The 16,474-nt window shown below is 62.2% G+C and carries 17 protein-coding genes and 1 other RNA gene; 11 read left to right on the top strand and 7 right to left on the bottom strand.

Annotation, left to right across the window (positions count from 1 at the left end; all coding sequences use genetic code 11):
* Positions 1-85: 85 nt before the first annotated feature.
* The 3 genes from B7L71_RS12765 to B7L71_RS12755 all read right to left on the bottom strand — a co-directional run bounded on the left by B7L71_RS12765 (position 86) and on the right by B7L71_RS12755 (position 1,282).
* Positions 86-712 carry a 5-formyltetrahydrofolate cyclo-ligase gene (locus B7L71_RS12765; RefSeq protein ID WP_081138434.1) on the bottom strand — a complete coding sequence of 209 codons (627 nt, stop codon included), beginning with the start codon at positions 710-712 and terminating at the stop codon, positions 86-88.
* 20 nt (positions 713-732) lie between these two features.
* Positions 733-914, bottom strand: a non-coding RNA gene (gene ssrS, locus B7L71_RS12760) — 6S RNA.
* A 59-nt stretch (positions 915-973) separates the two neighbouring features.
* Positions 974-1,282 carry a cell division protein ZapA gene (locus B7L71_RS12755; protein WP_016915630.1) on the bottom strand — a complete coding sequence of 103 codons (309 nt, stop codon included), beginning with the start codon at positions 1,280-1,282 and terminating at the stop codon, positions 974-976.
* A gap of 168 nt (positions 1,283-1,450) precedes the next feature.
* On the opposite strand from B7L71_RS12755, the gene B7L71_RS12750 reads away from it, so the two are divergent.
* The 4 genes from B7L71_RS12750 to B7L71_RS12735 all read left to right on the top strand — a co-directional run bounded on the left by B7L71_RS12750 (position 1,451) and on the right by B7L71_RS12735 (position 6,046).
* Positions 1,451-2,029, top strand: a complete 579-nt coding sequence (locus B7L71_RS12750; RefSeq protein ID WP_016915631.1) for a UPF0149 family protein — start codon at positions 1,451-1,453, stop codon at positions 2,027-2,029.
* A 36-nt stretch (positions 2,030-2,065) separates the two neighbouring features.
* A complete protein-coding gene (gene pepP / locus B7L71_RS12745; protein ID WP_081138433.1) occupies positions 2,066-3,403 on the top strand; it encodes a Xaa-Pro aminopeptidase in 1,338 nt (445 codons plus the stop codon).
* 94 nt (positions 3,404-3,497) lie between these two features.
* Complete coding sequence (gene ubiH / locus B7L71_RS12740; protein ID WP_081138431.1) at positions 3,498-4,742, top strand: 2-octaprenyl-6-methoxyphenyl hydroxylase; 1,245 nt, start codon at positions 3,498-3,500, stop codon at positions 4,740-4,742.
* 50 nt (positions 4,743-4,792) lie between these two features.
* A complete protein-coding gene (locus B7L71_RS12735; RefSeq protein WP_081138429.1) occupies positions 4,793-6,046 on the top strand; it encodes a UbiH/UbiF/VisC/COQ6 family ubiquinone biosynthesis hydroxylase in 1,254 nt (417 codons plus the stop codon).
* Here the strand turns inward: B7L71_RS12735 and B7L71_RS12730 are convergent.
* The 3 genes from B7L71_RS12730 to gpmI form a co-directional block, all read right to left on the bottom strand.
* A complete protein-coding gene (locus B7L71_RS12730) occupies positions 6,043-7,338 on the bottom strand; it encodes a S41 family peptidase (protein WP_081138427.1) in 1,296 nt (431 codons plus the stop codon). The genes B7L71_RS12735 and B7L71_RS12730 overlap by 4 nt on opposite strands.
* A gap of 99 nt (positions 7,339-7,437) precedes the next feature.
* On the bottom strand, positions 7,438-8,574 hold the full coding sequence (locus B7L71_RS12725) for a murein hydrolase activator EnvC family protein (protein WP_016915637.1): 1,137 nt from the start codon (positions 8,572-8,574) through the stop codon (positions 7,438-7,440).
* Positions 8,574-10,136 (bottom strand): 2,3-bisphosphoglycerate-independent phosphoglycerate mutase, encoded by a 1,563-nt coding sequence (gpmI, locus tag B7L71_RS12720; RefSeq protein WP_081138426.1) that lies wholly within the window; start codon positions 10,134-10,136, stop codon positions 8,574-8,576. The genes B7L71_RS12725 and gpmI overlap by 1 nt, the downstream gene beginning before the upstream one ends.
* A gap of 252 nt (positions 10,137-10,388) precedes the next feature.
* On the opposite strand from gpmI, the gene B7L71_RS12715 reads away from it, so the two are divergent.
* The 7 genes from B7L71_RS12715 (at position 10,389) to ruvX (ending at position 15,103) form a co-directional block, all read left to right on the top strand.
* Positions 10,389-10,811 carry a rhodanese-like domain-containing protein gene (locus B7L71_RS12715; RefSeq protein WP_016915639.1) on the top strand — a complete coding sequence of 141 codons (423 nt, stop codon included), beginning with the start codon at positions 10,389-10,391 and terminating at the stop codon, positions 10,809-10,811.
* 61 nt (positions 10,812-10,872) lie between these two features.
* Positions 10,873-11,382, top strand: coding sequence for a protein-export chaperone SecB (gene secB / locus B7L71_RS12710; RefSeq protein WP_016915640.1), 510 nt, complete (start codon positions 10,873-10,875; stop codon positions 11,380-11,382).
* 3 nt (positions 11,383-11,385) lie between these two features.
* Positions 11,386-12,153, top strand: a complete 768-nt coding sequence (locus B7L71_RS12705) for a 16S rRNA (uracil(1498)-N(3))-methyltransferase (protein ID WP_081138424.1) — start codon at positions 11,386-11,388, stop codon at positions 12,151-12,153.
* Positions 12,154-12,291: 138 nt separating this feature from the next.
* Positions 12,292-12,996, top strand: a complete 705-nt coding sequence (locus B7L71_RS12700) for a CvfB family protein (protein WP_081138422.1) — start codon at positions 12,292-12,294, stop codon at positions 12,994-12,996.
* 69 nt (positions 12,997-13,065) lie between these two features.
* Positions 13,066-14,031, top strand: coding sequence for a glutathione synthase (gene gshB, locus B7L71_RS12695; RefSeq protein WP_026001921.1), 966 nt, complete (start codon positions 13,066-13,068; stop codon positions 14,029-14,031).
* Between the two features lie 40 nt (positions 14,032-14,071).
* A complete protein-coding gene (locus tag B7L71_RS12690; protein WP_039179223.1) occupies positions 14,072-14,629 on the top strand; it encodes a YqgE/AlgH family protein in 558 nt (185 codons plus the stop codon).
* A gap of 18 nt (positions 14,630-14,647) precedes the next feature.
* Positions 14,648-15,103 carry a Holliday junction resolvase RuvX gene (ruvX, locus tag B7L71_RS12685; protein ID WP_081138420.1) on the top strand — a complete coding sequence of 152 codons (456 nt, stop codon included), beginning with the start codon at positions 14,648-14,650 and terminating at the stop codon, positions 15,101-15,103.
* A gap of 28 nt (positions 15,104-15,131) precedes the next feature.
* Here the strand turns inward: ruvX and B7L71_RS12680 are convergent, their stop codons facing one another.
* A complete protein-coding gene (locus B7L71_RS12680; protein WP_016915646.1) occupies positions 15,132-16,157 on the bottom strand; it encodes an aspartate carbamoyltransferase in 1,026 nt (341 codons plus the stop codon).
* Between the last annotated feature and the right edge of the window lie 317 nt (positions 16,158-16,474).

Genomic DNA, 16,474 nt, shown 5'->3' with positions numbered 1-16,474 from the left:
GGCAATATCGGGAAGTTGATCAATGGTAGCAGGGTAGAGCGGTATCGACGTCGCGAGCCTGCAAAAGGTCAAACAAGAGGGCTGATCATGGATCAGCCCTTTTTATGGGGCGTACCGTGGCTTGATCGGTGACCACGGCCGTGAGCGGAATATCCCAGGGCTCCAACGGCAGCTGGTCGACCTGTTGGCAAGCGTGCGCCACCCCAATCAAGGCGGGAGCCGGGCCAGGTCTGCGCATGAAGGCCAGGCTGCGGTCGTAAAACCCTCCCCCCATGCCCATGCGGTTGGCCTGCTGGTCGAACCCGACCAGCGGTACGATCAGCGTATCCAGTGCCCAGGCGGGTAGCCGATGGCCACGGTGGGCAGCAAACCTTGGGCAGGGTTCGGCAATGCCGAAACGATTCTTGACCATGGGGGTATGCTGGTCGTAACGCACGAACCATAGGCTATTGGCGCTGAAAGGGCGTAGCACAGGAAGGTAAATCGTGGTGCGTCGCTGGCGAAGCCATGCGATCAGGGGTGTCGGGTCGATTTCGCCATTGACCGGCAGGTAGAGACTGATGCGTTTGGCGCGTCTGATTTCGGGCTGATGCCTCAGGCGCTGGCAGAGTGAGTGGGCCGCCTGCTGTTGCTGTTTGGCGGTCAGCGCCTTGCGTCTGCGCTTGAGTTCACGGCGCAGGGCCTGCTTTTCATCGGGCGTCGTATGCGTCATCTCTATCAGGCCATGTTGAAGTGTTCCCCAGAATGCCGCTGTCGTTCTGGCCCTGAACCTATTGGTTCAGGTGGGTGGCCGCAGCCAGACCGTCAGGCTTTCCGACGCACGGACATGCGCACGGGTCTGGCTAGCATTTGGCCCCCTGGTACTGCGTATAGGCTCGAGGGACTATAACGACTGGCGCGCATTCCAGAGAACATCCCTATCCTAACAGAGGCGCTGCCAATGCCAAAGCATCCATGCCCCGAACGGCTCTCTTTACGCGTCCGTTGGCTTGCGAGTACCTGCCAACGCTCGTTCGAGGCGCTCATTGAGGCGGCTCAGGTTAGCCTCACCCGCACGGTGCTCGTCCAGCGCTTCCAGCAATTCATGGGTAATGTTCAAGGCGGCCATGATGGCAATGCGCTCGTTGCCCAACACGCTGCTCTGGGCGTGAATACCGTGCATGGCTCTGTCCAGGTAGCGAGCTGCGCGCTCCAGCTGCACCTCCTGACCGTTATCGCAGGCAATGACATAGCTGCGCCCCAATAGGGTGATCTCTTTCGTTGGCCGCTTGGCGGTACTCATCATTGACTCCAGCACGGGCCAGTCAGGGCCCCAATGCGTTAACATCACATAAATAGGATGGATAGACGATATTCACTATAAGAGAGCCGCTCGTACGGGGTCAACGCACGTACCGGCCGCGCTCTGCGCAGAATCTTACTCTGACTTTTGCTAAAGCGAGCACAAAACATGTCATTGATTGACGAGCGCCAGGACTTTTCTGACGTGGCGGATGTATTTTTATTGCACGGGAGCATGCAGTCTCCCGCTTTTCTGGATGGGCGCCTATGTGGCCTGCTGGCGCTGCGTGATGTGAGTGCCGAAGGGTGGCTGGAAGAGGTTTGCCTGGGCCTCGGTGTCGAACAGCCTCGGGACCAGGCAAGTGCAGAGCGACTGTTGGGCTGGCGACGTCAGACGCTGGAAGCCTTGAGTGCCAGCGACTTGAATTACGCGCCGCTGCTGCCGGATGAGCTGTTTTCGCTTGCCGAACAGGCCCAAGGGCTCAAGGAGTGGACGCTGGGCTTCATGGAAGTCGTCGAAGAGGTGGCCGATGACACGCTGCGAGAGCGCTGGTCGCAGACCCTGCGTGAGGCCATCGAAGATCTGGCAGGGCTGAGTCAGATCGAAACCGATATCGATGATAGCCCGGACAACGAGAACGACCTGTTTGCATTGACCGAGCACGCGCGCATGGCGGCCATGCTGCTGTATACCGAGCAGCACCCGGGCCAGCCCCAGGTCGAGCAGGTCGACGCCCCCGTCCACTGATATCTGACTGTTCTTCAGAATACGCAAGGAGCCACTATGTTGCCTGAGCGATTGCCGCGCCCCGCGCCCATTGGGCCTGACGAGTACCGCCAGCGGCGTGAGGCGCTGATGGCCCAGCTGCCGCCGAACGCGGCCATGCTGATACCGGGAGCATCGTTAGTGACACGCTCCCACGATAGCGAATATCGCTTCCGTCAGCAGAGCGACTTTTACTACCTCACGGGCCTGCAAGAGCCCGACGGCCTGCTGGTGCTGCTGCCTGGGCGTGTCGAAGGCAGCAGTGTGGTGTTCTGCCAGGACCGGGACCCCACGCTGGAGGCCTGGACGGGCCGTCGGTTGGGTGCAGGCGGGGTGGAGCAGCAGCTGGGGGTCGACCAGGCCTTCGAGAACGCCCAGCGCGATGTGCAACTGGCAAGGCTGCTCGATGGCCGCGAACTGCTCTACGCGCCGCTGGACAATCCCGAAGCGATCAGCCTGCTGGAAGAGGCGCTAGCCCAGGCCCAGGCGAGCGTGCGCCGTGGTAAGCCCGCCTTGAAAGGCTGGCTGGATTGCCGCCCACTCATCCATGAGATGCGGCTGATCAAGAGTCCGGGGGAAATCGCCCTGCTGCGCCATGCGGCGGCCATTTCTGCTCAGGCCCATGTACGTGCCATGCGCACCTGCCAGGCAGGCGTGTATGAGTATCAGCTTCAGGCCGAACTGGAGCACGCGTTCATGTGGCAAGGGGCCAGCGGTCCCGCCTACAGCACTATCGTGGGCGGCGGCGCCAACGCCTGTGTGCTGCACTATATTGAAAACAGCGATGCGCTGGAGGCAGGGGCGCTGGTGCTGATCGATGCGGGCGCTGAGTTCGATCTCTACGCTGGCGACATCACCCGCACTTTCCCGGTCTCCGGTCACTTCAGCGATGCCCAGCGAGCGCTCTACCAGGTGGTGCTGGAGGCTCAGGAGCGCGCTGTGAACGCCGTCGCTCCAGGCGCTACCCTGGCCGATATTCATCAAGGGGTCGTGCACGATTTGACCAAGGGCCTCATCGACCTGGGGCTTTTGGAAGGCGAGGTGCAGGCACGTATCGATGACGAAAGTTATCGACGCTTTTATCTGCACTCTACGTCGCACTGGCTGGGTCTGGACGTCCACGATGTGGGGACCTATCGACTCGATGAAAACACGCCCAGGCCGCTGGCGCCGGGCATGGTACTAACCATTGAGCCGGGCCTGTATATCCCTTGTGATGACGATATTCCTACGGCTTACCGTGGGATCGGTATTCGTATCGAAGACAACGTTGTGGTTACTGCGCTTGGGGGAGAGGTGATCACCGAGGGAGTTCCCAAGCAGGTCGAGGCCATCGAGCAATTGATGGCTAAATAGTGACCAGCCTACAAAGCTAAAGAAGTCGTTATGTAAATTACGTTATGGGTTACGATGATTCGCATGGGCTGAACAACCAAGCCAGGAGAGGTGAATGCAGGTGTCCGCAGCGGTAACAGACCCTTCCAGTGAGCGGCCTGCCACTCACGATATCGTGATCGTGGGGGGGGGCCTGGTAGGCGCCAGCCTGGGGTGCGCCCTCGCGTCTCTAATAGAGCGTTTTGGGTGGCGCGTGGCCATGATCGAGGCCAAGGCTCTGCCAGACACGAGCGACCAGGCCACTTGGCAGCCCAGTTTCGATGCGCGTGCCAGCGCCATTGCCGAGGGCTCCGCCCAGCGCTTTCGCCAACTGGGCGTGTGGCAGGAGATGCAGGCTGAGGCCTCGCCCATCCAGCGCATTCATATCAGCGAGCGCGGACGTTTGGGGGCGACACGCCTGAGCGCGGAAGAGCTAGGCGTCGAGGCGCTGGGGCATGTGATTCCCAACGCCTGGATGGGGCAGGTGCTGCACCGTCGATTGCAGCAACTCCCCATCGAATGGCACTGCCCTGCCTCGGTCACGACGCTGACCCCGCAGGCGGGGGGGCAGCATCATCTTCGCCTGTCGAATGGCAGTGAGCTGACCGCCACGCTGACGTTACTGGCCGACGGAGGCCGCTCGGGCTTGAAAGAGCAGCTGGGTATTCAGAGCCGTTGTCACTCTTATGAACAAAGCGCCGTGATTGCCCATGTGGGGGTCAGTCAGCCCCACCACGGGGTCGCCTACGAGCGCTTCACCGCAGAAGGCCCCATTGCGCTGTTGCCCTTGCCCGGTCAGGCCATGGAGCTGGTCTGGACACACCCCAGCGGGGGTGAGCAGGCGCGCATGGCGCTGTCTGAGCAGGCTTTTTTGAGCCAGCTGCAGCAAGCGTTCGGCGACCGGGTAGGCCGATTCAATCGGCTGGGGCAGCGTTATTGCTATCCGCTTTCGCTGGTGACAGCTGAAGAACCGGTAAGGCCGGGGCTAGCGGTGCTTGGCAATGCTGCGCACGCGCTGCACCCCGTGGCCGGGCAGGGCTTCAATCTTGCGCTGCGCTCCGTGATGGATCTGGTCGAGGCGCTGGCCCAGGCTGCCCAACACCAGCAGCCCTTGGGCAGTCTGGCAACCCTGGCGGCTTTCGAGCGCCGCCGTGCCGATGACCGTGCCAACGTCATCCGTTTCAGCGATGGCCTGGTGCGGCTGTTCGGTGCTTCGCTGCCACTGCTGCCCCATGCCCGTGGTGCCGGATTGATCGGCCTGAACCTGGTGGGACCGCTGCGCCGGGGGTTAGCACGCCGAGCCATGGGGCTAGAACGATAGCGCTGGAACAATAGCGCGCACCATTGGCGCTGACACCATAAGGATTGGCTATGACGATTCAAGCAGAACAGGCAACCACGGTCACGCGTTTCGATGCGGTGGTGGTGGGGGCCGGCATGGTCGGGGCCAGCGTGGCAGGGTTGCTGGCCAAGGCCGGTATGCAGGTCGCGCTGGTCGAGGCCCGTGAGAAGCCTCTGCAGTTGGAAGAGGTGGCCCAGGCGCTACCGGCGCCCCGTGTCAGCGCCCTGACGCCGGTGTCACAGCGGCTGTTGAACCATCTGGGTGCCTGGCCTGCCATGGCGGCGACGCGTATCACGCCTTACCGTTACATGCAGGTATGGGATGCCGAGGGCAGTGGCAACATCCACTTTTCGGCGGACGAGGCGGGCACCGCCGTGCTGGGGCATATCGTCGAGAACGACGTGACCCTGGCCGCACTCAATGCACCGCTGGCCAACCTGCCGACGTTGACCCGGCTGAATGGCGTGCGCGTCTCCGCGCTACAGACCAGTTCCAAAGGGCGCTGGCTGGTATTGGAGGATGGCCGCCAGCTGGAAACCCCGCTGCTGGTGGCGGCCGATGGTGCGCGCTCTGTGCTGCGCGAACTGGCGGGCATCGAGGTGGCAGAGGAGTCCATGGGCCAGGAAGCGGTGGTCACCACCGTGCGCTGTGAGCACGCCCATGGAGCGACGGCCCGTCAGGCCTTCGTAAGCGGCAGCCCGCTGGCTTTCCTGCCGTTGACCGTGGACGGCGATGATCGGCTGTGCTCGATTGTGTGGTCCGTGCCACCCGAGCAGGCGGCCCGGCTTGAGTCGCTGGCACCGCAAGCGCTGGGAGAGGACTTGGGGCGTGCCTTCGATCACCGTTTGGGGGCTGTCACGGTGCTCGATCGAGCCTATCGCTTTGCGCTGGTACAACGCCACGCCCGCAGCTATGTGCAGGAGCACTTTGCCCTGGTGGGGGATGCGGCGCACAGCATTCACCCCTTGGCGGGGCAAGGGGTGAACCTTGGGCTGATGGATGCGGCGGTGTTGGCGGAAGAAGTGGTTGCTGCCTGGCGGCGTGGCTCGCCCTGGGGCAGCCTGGCCATCCTGTCGCGCTACGAACGCCGCCGTCGCCTCGACAATACGGCCATGCTGGCCCTGATGAAGGGCTTCAAGGGGCTGTTTGGCAGTCAGCAGCCGGGCCTGACCCTGCTGCGTAATGTCGGCATGAGTGGCATGAACCAGTGGGTGCCACTCAAGCGGCTCATCATGCGCCAGGCCACCGGTGAAAGAGGTCGCCTGCCGAGCACGTGCCGTTAGCGACGCCGGTCGACGACATTGAGCGCTTTCAACAGGTTGAGCGCTTCGCTGAGCTGATAGTCGTCGCGCAACCGCTGCGACATGGCAGCGCGCTCGCGAGGCTGGTTCTGACTGCCCAGATGCCCTTCCAGGTCGGCTTCGCGCAGTTCACGGCGGCTTTCGGCCACTTCCAGGCGGCCACGCACCACTTCCACGTCCGGCTCGATGCCCTGCGCCTGGATGGAGCGGCCATTGGGCGTGTAGTACAACGCCGTGGTCAGCTTCAGACCTTCGCCGTTGCCTAGCGGCATGATCTGCTGCACCGACCCTTTGCCAAAGCTTTCGGTGCCCATGATGACCCCGCGACGCTGGTCCTGAAGCGCGCCTGCCACGATCTCTGCGGCGGAGGCGCTGCCGCTGTTGATCAGCACCACGAGCGGTACATCACGCGCAGGCGTATCGGGCGATGCCGAGAAGGACATCTCGGTATCCGACAGGCGGCCTTCGGTATACACGATTAGCCCGCTATCCAGGAAGAGGTCGGCCACGCCCACCGCCGCCTGCAGTACCCCGCCAGGGTTGTTACGTAAATCCAGAATCAGGCCTTCGAGCGGCTGTTCGCGTGCCATGCGCTCGAGGGCGCGGCGTGCCTGTTCCGGCGTGCGTGATTGGAACTGGCTGATACGTAAATAGCCGTAGCCAGGCTCCAGGGTTTCATGGCGCACACTTTCGCTACGGATGATTTCCCGGGTCAGCGTAAGGTCTCGTGGGCTATCTTCGCCCGCGCGCAGAATGGACAGCCGCAGCTGGCTGCCCGGCTCGCCCCGCATCAGGTTGACGGCTTCCTGCAAGGAGAGGTTATCGGTGGGTGTGCCATCGATGGCGATGATGATGTCCCGCGACAGCAGGCCCGCGCGGGAGGCCGGTGTATCGTCGATGGGAGTGATCACCATGAGTTGACCATTCTCGGTGCCGACTTCGATGCCGATGCCGCCGAACTCGCCCTGGGTGGACTCGCGAAGGCTCTGGTACTCGTTGGCATCCAGATAGGCCGAGTGAGGGTCCAGCTCGCTGAGCATGCCACGCATGGCATTGCGCAGCAGCGTACGATCATCCACTTCCTCGACATAGGCCCGTTTGATGCGTTCGAACACCTCGGCGAAGGTCTGGATCTCTTCCAGCGGAAGGTCGTCGGCGACGCTATTGGCCGTTTGAGCCGCTAGGGGTAAGGGTGCTGCCAGCAGCGCGAGCGGAAGCAGGGTCGCCAAGAAACGCTTGGCAGGGGCCGATACCTCGGTTACAGATAGCGTCATGCGTACTCCGCTAGGCGAAAGGCAGCGCCGCTGGGCGCCGCATGGGTTAGACGGTCGGCGCGACACCTTCAAGGGTGCCGCTGCTATCAGCTTATCCCGTCAACGTCGTGCAATCCAACGTTGCGGGTTAATGGGGGCGCCACCTCGCCGCACTTCGAAATAGAGCGCGGACGAAGGCTGCCCTCCGCTGTTGCCCACTCGGCCGATGCGGTCGCCCCGGTTTACTTGCTGGCCCGGGCGTGCATCGAACTGCTGAAGGTGGGCATACAGGGTCATGATCTGATCACCATGATCGATGATCATCAGGTTGCCAAACCCCCGCATCCAGTCCGCAAAGACCACGCGCCCAGAGTGGACGGCCGTGACCGCCGTGCCGGCGCCCGCTTGAATCACGATACCGTTGTAATGCACGCCCTGACGGCGCTGGAAGCTGGCCGTGATGGCGCCCTGTACTGGCCAGGGCAGGTCGCCCTGGGTGCGGGTGATGTTGGTGGAGGGCGTCGGCTCGGCCAGTCGGGCAAGCTCGGCCTGGATGGCGCGTAGCTGCTGTTCGGCCTGCTCGCGGCTCTGGCTGAGGTCGGCCAGACGGTCGGCTTCGCTCTCGTAACGATCATCCAGCGTGGTCACGACGCTGCGCCGTTCCTCGGTACGGCGGGCCAGCAGCGCGCTTTGCGCTTCCAGTTCGTCCGCCAGGGCATCCAGCCGGGTCTGGCGCTCGGCCAGCGCCTGCTCGGTATCCACCAGCGCGGTATCCAGACGGGCAATGTCGCCCAGGCGACGTTGCCGCGCCTGCGTCAAGCGGTTCAGGTAGGCCTGCATACGGTCCAGCTCGGCGGGATTGCTCTGGTTCAACAGCAGCTTTAGCTGAGGGGTGGGCCCCAGCCGGTAGAGGGCCGCCAGTTGCTGGCCCAGCGCTGCGTATTGCGCCGCTCTTTCCTGCTCGAGCCGCTCACGGTGCTGGCGCAGTTGCTCGCTCTCTTCGTTCAGTTGGCGGCGTTCCCCCTGCAGCTGGTCCAGACGCTGGTGCGTTTGGGCCAGCTCCGTCTCGACGGCACGCAGGGCCTGTTGGGCGCTGTCACGGGCCTGGTCCGTCACGCCCAGCTGCTGGGTCATGGCATCGATTTGCTGGCCTAGCGCATCCAGCTGCTGCTGGGCGGCACGCTCATCCTGCGCGACGGCAGCGGGCGTGCCCAGCATCAGCAGTGCCAGCAAGGGCAGTCGTTGCCACGATGGCATTAGGCGAAGCGCAGCAGTGACTGGCCCGTCATCGCGTCTGGCTGTGGCTGATGCATCATCGCCAGCAGCGTGGGCGCCAAATCGCACAGACGGCCGTCCGACAGCTGAGCCTCGCGCTCACCGACGTAGATCAGCGGTACCACGAAGGTGGTGTGAGCGGTTTGCGGCTCGCCGGTCACCGGGTGCACCATCTGTTCGGCATTGCCGTGGTCGGCGGTGATCAGGCAGGCGCCACCGGCCCGCTCGATGGCCTCCACGACCCGCCCAACGCAGGTGTCGACGGTTTCAATGGCCTTGACGGCGGCGGCAAAATCCCCCGTGTGACCGACCATGTCGCCGTTGGCGTAGTTGCACACCATCAGGTCGAAGCGGCCGCTGTCGATGGCGTCCACCAGCTTGTCGGTGATGTCGAACGCGCTCATTTCCGGCTTTTCGTCGTAGGTTTTCACATCCCGAGGCGACGGCACCAGGATACGCTCTTCGCCGTCATACTCGGCTTCGTTACCCCCCGAGAAAAAGAACGTCACATGAGGGTACTTCTCGGTTTCGGCGATGCGCAGCTGGGTCAGGCCGCGTTTGGCCACCACTTCGCCCAGCGTATCGGTGAGGTCGGTGGGGGGGAACGCCGCCGGAGCGGCAATGTCGGCGGCGTACTGGGTCATCATCACCAGGCCGTCACCCGCCAGGGCAGGCCGGGTCTGGCGCTGGAAACCGGTAAAATCTGCATCGGTGAAGGCGCGGGTCAGTTCGCGGGCCCGGTCAGAGCGGAAGTTCAGAAAGATCGCCGCGTCGCCATCTTGTAACGCCATGGCGCTACCGTTGACGGGAACGCTGGTGGCCGCCACGAACTCGTCGGTTTCACCACGCGCGTAGGCATCCCGCAGGCCGCTTTCAGCGCTGGTGGCGATGTGGTCGGCGTGCCCTTCAGTGAGCAGGCGATAGGCTTGCTCGACCCGCTCCCAGCGGTTGTCTCGGTCCATGGCGAAAAAGCGGCCAATGATGGAGGCCACGAAGCCGTTGTCGGCACCGACCAGTTCGGCAAGCCGGGCATTGGCGCGCTCGATGGAGGCCAGCGCGCTTTGCGGGGGCATGTCGCGGCCATCCAGGAAGGCGTGCACGTAGATTCGCTGAGCGCCGCGCCGTGCTGCCAGTTCCGCGACGGCAATGAAGTGGTCTTCATGGCTGTGTACGCCTCCAGGCGAGAGCAGGCCCAACAAATGTACCGCTTTGCCGTTGGCCACGGCGTCGTCGATGGGTTTGGTCAGCACGCCATTGATATCCAGGTCGCCATCCTCGATGGCCTTGGTGATCCGCGTGAAGTCCTGGTACACGATGCGCCCAGCCCCCAGGTTCATGTGGCCCACTTCCGAGTTGCCCATCTGCCCATCGGGCAGCCCCACATGGCGGCCATCGGTGTGTACAAAGGCGTGGGGGCGTTTGGCCCACAGGGCATCCATGTTCGGGGTATGGGCGGCAGCCACGGCGTTATGTGCGCTATCGGGGTTGTGGCCATAGCCGTCCAGGATGATCAGGGCGACGGGGCGGGGTGCAGATGATGCCATGAGAAACCTCGTTATATGGGTCAGCCAAGCAACGAAAAGTGCTGTTTGAAACGCTGGCAATGGCCGTTCAGCCAGTTTTCAGACAGTACCTGAGAAACAGGGTCGCGGCGGGCGCGTGCTTGGGGCATCATAACGCAGGCAGCCGCTGGGCGTCATGGCCTGCGCGGTATGCCCTGTGACGTGTATACTTGTCGCGTTTCTGATGGCGGCCAGGCCGCTTTTTTCTGCATAGACCAAGAGATTGTGTTCGCGATGATCGATCAGCTGTTCGAATTCGTAATGAACCACCCCCTGTTGGTGGGGGCATTTTTGCTGGTGCTCACGGCGTGGATTGTCTACGAAACGCGTAGCGCTGCCTCGAATGCCGTGTCCTCTAGCCAGGCCACCCAGCTCATCAACCGCGAAGATGCGGTGGTAGTGGACATTCGTGAAAGCAAAGACTTCAAGGCGGGGCATATCGCCGGTGCACGCAACATTCCCCAGAGCAGCCTCGATAGCCGCATGAACGAGCTGGAGAAAGTCAAAAGCCAGCCGATCATCGTGGTGTGCAAGCATGGCCAAAGCTCGGGTGCCGCACAAGCCAAGCTGGTCAAGGCGGGCTTCGAGCGGGCCACGAAGTTGCGTGGTGGCATGATGCAGTGGCAGGCCGATGGCCTTCCCGTAGTGAAGAAGTAAACGACGAAAGCGGCCTCTGGGCCGCACGCTTTTTTATTGAATGAATAACGAGGAGTCTCCCATGGCGGAAGATAACAACACCCCGCAGGCCGGTGCCGCTGAAGGCGAAAAGCCGCAGCTGAAATTCTCTTTGCAGCGTATTTACGTGAAAGACATTTCCTTCGAAGCGCCGAACTCTCCTTCCGTGTTCAAGCAGGCGTTCAAGCCCAAGGTCAATCTGGATCTGAACACTACCAGCCAGAAAGTGGCTGACGACCAGTACGAAGTCGTGGTCAAGGTCACCGCCCAGGTGAATGACAGCGAGTCCGGCACCACGTCGTTCCTGGCTGAAGTCGAGCAGGCTGGCCTGTTCCGTATTTCCGGCATCGAAGGTGCGCAGCTGGAGCAGACGTTAGGCGCCTTCTGTCCTAACCTGCTGTTTCCTTACGCCCGTGAGTGTATCGACAACCTGGTCAACCGTGGCGGCTTCCCTGCGCTGATGCTGGCGCCGGTCAACTTCGAAGCCATGTACGCCCAGCGCAAGCAGCGTGAAGCGCAGCAGGCAAGCCAGGCTGCCGAGAACACCCACTAAGCCATGCTCGAAGCGCATTCGGCAGCACACTGGCTCGCCACGCACGGCAAGATGCCGCGCCTTCATGTGCCCACCGAGCTGCGTGTCGGGGCAACCGTCACGCTGCCGGAAGGCCCTGCCAGGCACGTTACCCGCGTGCTGCGCATGGGGGAGGGCGCGGCACTGATCCTGTTCGACGGGGCGGGCCAGGAGGCAGGCGTTCGGCTGGCGGAGGTGGGGCGAAAACAGACCACCGCAACCGTCGAGTCGGTATGGCCAGGCAACGCGGAGTCTCCGCTAGCGGTGCATCTGGGCCAGGCGATTTCCAAGGGAGATCGCATGGACTATGCCATTCAGAAAGCCGTGGAGCTGGGCGTCGCTGCCATCACCCCACTCTATACCGAGCGGGGGGATGTTCGCCTGAAAGGCGACCGAGAAGAGAAGAAGCTGGCCCATTGGCAGGCGGTGGCTGCCAGCGCCTGCGAGCAAAGTGGGCGTGCAGTGGTGCCTCCCGTATACCCGCCGCAGGGGCTGGAGGAGTGGCTGGCCGAACGGCAAGAGCCGCTGCGCCTGATGCTTCATCTGGCCACGGGCAATGGCTTTGCACAGTCGTCTCGGCCCGCTTCGGCAGCGTTGCTGATTGGCCCCGAAGGAGGGCTCAGCGAGACCGATATCGCTGCGGCCACCGCCAGCGGCTTTACGCCGCTGACATTAGGGCCCCGTGTACTGCGTACGGAAACCGCACCGGTCGTCGCGCTGACCCTCCTGCAGCATCATTTCGGCGATTTGTAAGCGCTTACTGTCAGCCGCTGCCGCATTCTATGTGGCAGCGGCTTTTGTATAGCAGGCTGTCAGGCCGAATACGGCCTCGCTTTGGCTAGCGTTAGCAAGGTACGCTACCGATTCTCAACCCTTCGCAAGGACACCTCCATGGCCCGTGAGTCCCATGCCTCCCCCCGTTCTGCCAGCGATGCGACTGCCCAGCTGGGAGAAGTCGCTTACTTGACCGTGACGGCAGTGAACAGTACGGGCGCCTTTCTGCGTTGGGGCCAGCCCAAGGACGTGCTGCTGCCCTATAGCGAACAGCGGTTTCGCCCGGATCCCGGCAAGCGCGTTCTGGTCATGCTGTATAGCGATGACCAGGGGCGTCCCGTGGCATCCATGCGCTTGGACCGCTTTCTGAGCGACGACGCCTGGGTGCTGTCGCAGGGGGATGAGGTCACGGTAGTGGTGGCCGATCGCACGGACCTGGGCATGAAAGTGGTGGTCGAGCACCGTTATTGGGGATTGATCTATCAGGACGACATGACCCAGCCGCTGCGCCGAGGGCAGACGCTGAAAGGCTATGTAAAACAGCGTCGCGAGGATGGCCGAGTCGATATCTCGCTGCTGCCGCCGGGGGCGGCACGCCTCGATGTGGTAGGTGACAAGATACTGCAAGCGCTACGTGAAAGCGGCGGCTACTTGCCGCTGGGCGATAAAAGCGATGCCCACGCCATCAAGGCGCGCCTGGGGGTGAGCAAGAGCGCCTACAAACAAGCGATTGGGCGGCTTTACAAGCAACAGCTGATCACCCTGACCCCTGATGCCATTCGCCTGGTGCCCGGCGCGCTCTCCGAAACCGCAGACAAATAGCCGCGGTTGGAGCCGTGCCTGCAGTACGGCATACTGAATAATGATTGTTTCTGCATGGACGGTATTTCGATGAGCCACTCAACGTTGCATCTCGGTGTCGTGATGGACCCGATCAGTGACATCGCCTACAAGAAAGACACCACCCTGGCGATGCTGTGGGCTGCCCAGGAGCGCGGCTATACCTTGCACTACATGGAGCAGGACGATCTGTTCTTGAACGCAGGGCAGGCCTACGCACGCATGCGTCCATTGACCGTGCATCGTGATCCTGCACATTGGTACGACCTTGGCGAAGCAGCTCAGCGGCCACTGGCAGAACTGGACGTCGTGCTGATGCGCAAGGACCCGCCGGTAGATGCCGAGTTCATCAATGCGGTGCACCTGCTGGGCTTTGCCGAGCGCGAGGGAGTGCTGGTGGTGAACCCCACCGCCGCTTTGCTGCAGTGTAACGAGAAGCTCTTTGCCCAGCAGTTTCCTCAGTGCTGCGCGCCAACGGTCGTGGCTAGCCGTGATGACGTGCTGCGTGCTTTCCACGCCGAGCATGGCGACGTGATCTTCAAGCCACTCGACGGCATGGGTGGCACGGGCATTTTTCATATCGGCCCTGATGGCCGCAACATTGGCGCCGTCATCGAGCAGCTGACGCTGCGCGGTCAGCGTCAGATCATGGCGCAGCGCTACTTGCCGGAAATCAAACACGGCGATACCCGTATTCTGCTGGTCGATGGCGAGCCTGTGCCCTTTGGGCTGGCGCGCATCCCCTCGGCGGGAGAGACCCGCGGCAACCTGGCCGCCGGTGGGCGTGGCGTGAGTCGCGAGCTGACCGAGCGCGATCACTGGCTGATCCAGCAGGTACAGCCGCTGATCCGTGAGAAAGGGCTGATGTTCGTGGGTCTGGATGTCATCGGTGACTACATCACCGAGATCAACGTGACCAGCCCCACCTGCGTGCGGGAAATCGACGATCAGCGCGGCACCGACATCGCCGGCATGCTGCTGGACGCCATCGAGCGTCGCCTTGCTTCCGCCCAATAACGCCCGACTTGCTGATTCAGCGGCAAGCCATAGGAGACGCATGCAAAGCTTAAAACACCATTTTTTAATGGCCATGCCGCATCTGGACGACCCCAACTTTGCGGGCAGCCTGGTGTACTTGTGTGACCATGACCACAATGGTTGCATGGGGGTGATTACCAACCGCCCCCTGGAGATCACCCTGGATGCGCTGTTCGAACAGCTCTCCTTGGGGGGCGATGAGAGCCCGCACCGCAATGCGCCTGTCTATTACGGCGGCCCCACCCATAAAGACCGTGGCTTTATCCTGCACGAAGGGGATAGCCAGGCGTGGGATTCCAGCGTCCAGGTAGAAGATGGCATTGCCCTCACCACGTCCATGGATATTCTTCAGGCGCTGGCGGATGGCACGGGGCCAGAGCACTTCCTCGTGTGCCTGGGGTGCGCGGGCTGGGAAGTAGGGCAGCTGGAGGATGAGCTCAAGGACAACGCCTGGTTGACGGTGGAGGGCCAGCCAAGCGTGCTGTTCGATACCCCTCCCGCCGAGCGCCTGGCCGCTGCCGCTGGCCTGCTGGGCGTCGATCTCAACCTGATGACCCGTGACGCCGGTCACGCATGACGAAGGGGCAGTAACGCGATGGCCGACAGTGGGGAGCGCCTGATCCTGGCATTCGATTATGGAACGCGGCGCATCGGTGTGGCGGTAGGCAATGAGCTGCTCAACAGCGCCCGCGAGCTGACGCCTCTGCCTGCACGGGACGGCATTCCTGACTGGAACGTGGTGTCTCGTCTGGTTCAGGAGTGGCAGCCCGACCTGTTCGTGGTCGGGCTACCGTTGAACATGGATGGCAGCGAATCGCCCATGAGTACCCGTGCGCGCAAGTTTGGCAACCGCCTGCATGGGCGTTATGGCAAGCCGTGTGAAATGGTCGATGAGCGTGGCTCCACCCGTGAAGCCAAGCAGATCGCCCACGCGTCGGGACATCGCGGCAACTATCGTCAGCAGAGCGTGGACGGCATCGCTGCCGTGCTGATTCTGGAAGGCTGGTTCGCCCACCGAGAAGGCCTTCCCGGTGGGCGAGCCGCGCACTGAGCGTTATAGCTGCTCAGCCGTCTGCCCCTCAGCGGTCCAGCGTGCCAATTTGCGGCGGTACGAACCAGCGCACTGGCCGCATGTCCTGCTCGATCAGCTCGTCCACTTTCAATAGCGTGGCAAAAATGGCCATCCGCATGGGGATGCCGTTATCTGTCTGGCGGAAGATCGCCAGGCGCGGATCGCCATTCAAATCGACGTTCAAATCATTGGCGCCTGGACGGCTATCGCGCGGTAGCGGGTGCATCACGATCGTGCTTTGGCTGCAGCGGTGATCCAGAAAATCGCGATTGACCATGAAGTCATCGGAAAGCCCCTGGAAGCTCTCGTTCATTTCATCCGTGAAGCGCTCCTTCTGGATGCGCGTCGTATAGACGACGTCCAGATCCGAGAAGTCGCTGGCCAGGGAGTCGCGCTGCTCGATGCGATGGCCCCGTGACGCCACCAGATCCACCAGATAAGACGGCATTTCCAGGCCGGGTGGGGAGACCAGCGTTATCCGCAGCGGATCATAAAGCGACAGCAGCTTGATCAGCGAATGCACCGTGCGCCCGTATTTCAAATCCCCGGTCAGTAGAATATGGGCACCACTCAGGCGCTTGCCCAACCGCTGGAACTCCTTGTCGATGGTATAAAGGTCCAGCAGCGCCTGGCTTGGGTGCTCGCCTGGACCATCACCACCGTTGATGACCGGCACATGCGTTGCGGCGGCAAACTCGGCAACCGACCCTTGATCCGGGTGGCGCATGACGATGGCATCACAGTAGCCGCTCATTACCCTGCTGGTGTCGTACAAGGATTCGCCCTTGGCCATGGACGAGAAGGTAAAGCCCGTGGTGTCACAGACACTGCCTCCCAGACGGCAGAAAGCTGCATTGAAACTCACCCGCGTCCGCGTACTGGCTTCGAAGAACAGGTTGCCCAGTACCGCACCTTCCAGCACTCGCGTGACCTGACGGCGACTGGCAATCGGCTCCATGCGTGCGGCCACCCGTAACAGGTGATCAACGCTTTCGCGATTTAATGAATCGACGGTTAACAAGTGCTGGCTCATCGAAGACCTCATATCCGTAGGTGCAATAGATGTGGCGAATGTTGCGGAGTGCCAAGTGTAACCGCCAAACAGTAAGTGCCGAAGTGCTTTCCACGGGTTGTGTGGTCACGTGGGCGACTTTTTTTGACTATTTGGTAAATGCCTCTTGCCAACCCGGCAGCGAATCCGTAAAGTACGCATCCGCTGCTGGGGACGCCAAGCGTTACCAGCGGTGCAGAAGGTCGAAAAACCTTCGGTTTGTCAGGAAGTTAGTGTCATCTGTTGGTTGGATTGATCGCTCGCTTCACACGCTGAAAACAGCCCTTGACAAACACCAT

Origin of the sequence: Halomonas sp. BC2, from assembly GCF_002078115.1 — a bacterium.
Taxonomy (GTDB): Bacteria; Pseudomonadota; Gammaproteobacteria; order Pseudomonadales; family Halomonadaceae; genus Vreelandella; species Vreelandella stevensii.
The sequence above is the reverse complement of the archived record's forward strand: the minus strand, read 5'-3'. Positions and strand labels throughout refer to the sequence as shown.

Excerpts from the sequence above, each read along its gene's own strand:
- B7L71_RS12755 (WP_016915630.1), bottom strand. The coding sequence starts at position 1,282 with ATGAGTACCGCCAAGCGGCCAACGAAAGAGATCACCCTATTGGGGCGC.
- B7L71_RS12690 (WP_039179223.1), top strand. The coding sequence starts at position 14,072 with ATGCAAAGCTTAAAACACCATTTTTTAATGGCCATGCCGCATCTGGAC.
- gpmI (WP_081138426.1), bottom strand. The coding sequence starts at position 10,136 with ATGGCATCATCTGCACCCCGCCCCGTCGCCCTGATCATCCTGGACGGC.
- B7L71_RS12705 (WP_081138424.1), top strand. The coding sequence starts at position 11,386 with ATGCTCGAAGCGCATTCGGCAGCACACTGGCTCGCCACGCACGGCAAG.
- B7L71_RS12700 (WP_081138422.1), top strand. The coding sequence starts at position 12,292 with ATGGCCCGTGAGTCCCATGCCTCCCCCCGTTCTGCCAGCGATGCGACT.
- B7L71_RS12750 (WP_016915631.1), top strand. The coding sequence starts at position 1,451 with ATGTCATTGATTGACGAGCGCCAGGACTTTTCTGACGTGGCGGATGTA.
- B7L71_RS12730 (WP_081138427.1), bottom strand. The coding sequence starts at position 7,338 with ATGACGCTATCTGTAACCGAGGTATCGGCCCCTGCCAAGCGTTTCTTG.
- B7L71_RS12715 (WP_016915639.1), top strand. The coding sequence starts at position 10,389 with ATGATCGATCAGCTGTTCGAATTCGTAATGAACCACCCCCTGTTGGTG.
- B7L71_RS12680 (WP_016915646.1), bottom strand. The coding sequence starts at position 16,157 with ATGAGCCAGCACTTGTTAACCGTCGATTCATTAAATCGCGAAAGCGTT.
- B7L71_RS12735 (WP_081138429.1), top strand. The coding sequence starts at position 4,793 with ATGACGATTCAAGCAGAACAGGCAACCACGGTCACGCGTTTCGATGCG.
- B7L71_RS12725 (WP_016915637.1), bottom strand. The coding sequence starts at position 8,574 with ATGCCATCGTGGCAACGACTGCCCTTGCTGGCACTGCTGATGCTGGGC.
- ruvX (WP_081138420.1), top strand. The coding sequence starts at position 14,648 with ATGGCCGACAGTGGGGAGCGCCTGATCCTGGCATTCGATTATGGAACG.
- ubiH (WP_081138431.1), top strand. The coding sequence starts at position 3,498 with ATGCAGGTGTCCGCAGCGGTAACAGACCCTTCCAGTGAGCGGCCTGCC.
- B7L71_RS12765 (WP_081138434.1), bottom strand. The coding sequence starts at position 712 with ATGACGCATACGACGCCCGATGAAAAGCAGGCCCTGCGCCGTGAACTC.
- pepP (WP_081138433.1), top strand. The coding sequence starts at position 2,066 with ATGTTGCCTGAGCGATTGCCGCGCCCCGCGCCCATTGGGCCTGACGAG.
- secB (WP_016915640.1), top strand. The coding sequence starts at position 10,873 with ATGGCGGAAGATAACAACACCCCGCAGGCCGGTGCCGCTGAAGGCGAA.
- gshB (WP_026001921.1), top strand. The coding sequence starts at position 13,066 with ATGAGCCACTCAACGTTGCATCTCGGTGTCGTGATGGACCCGATCAGT.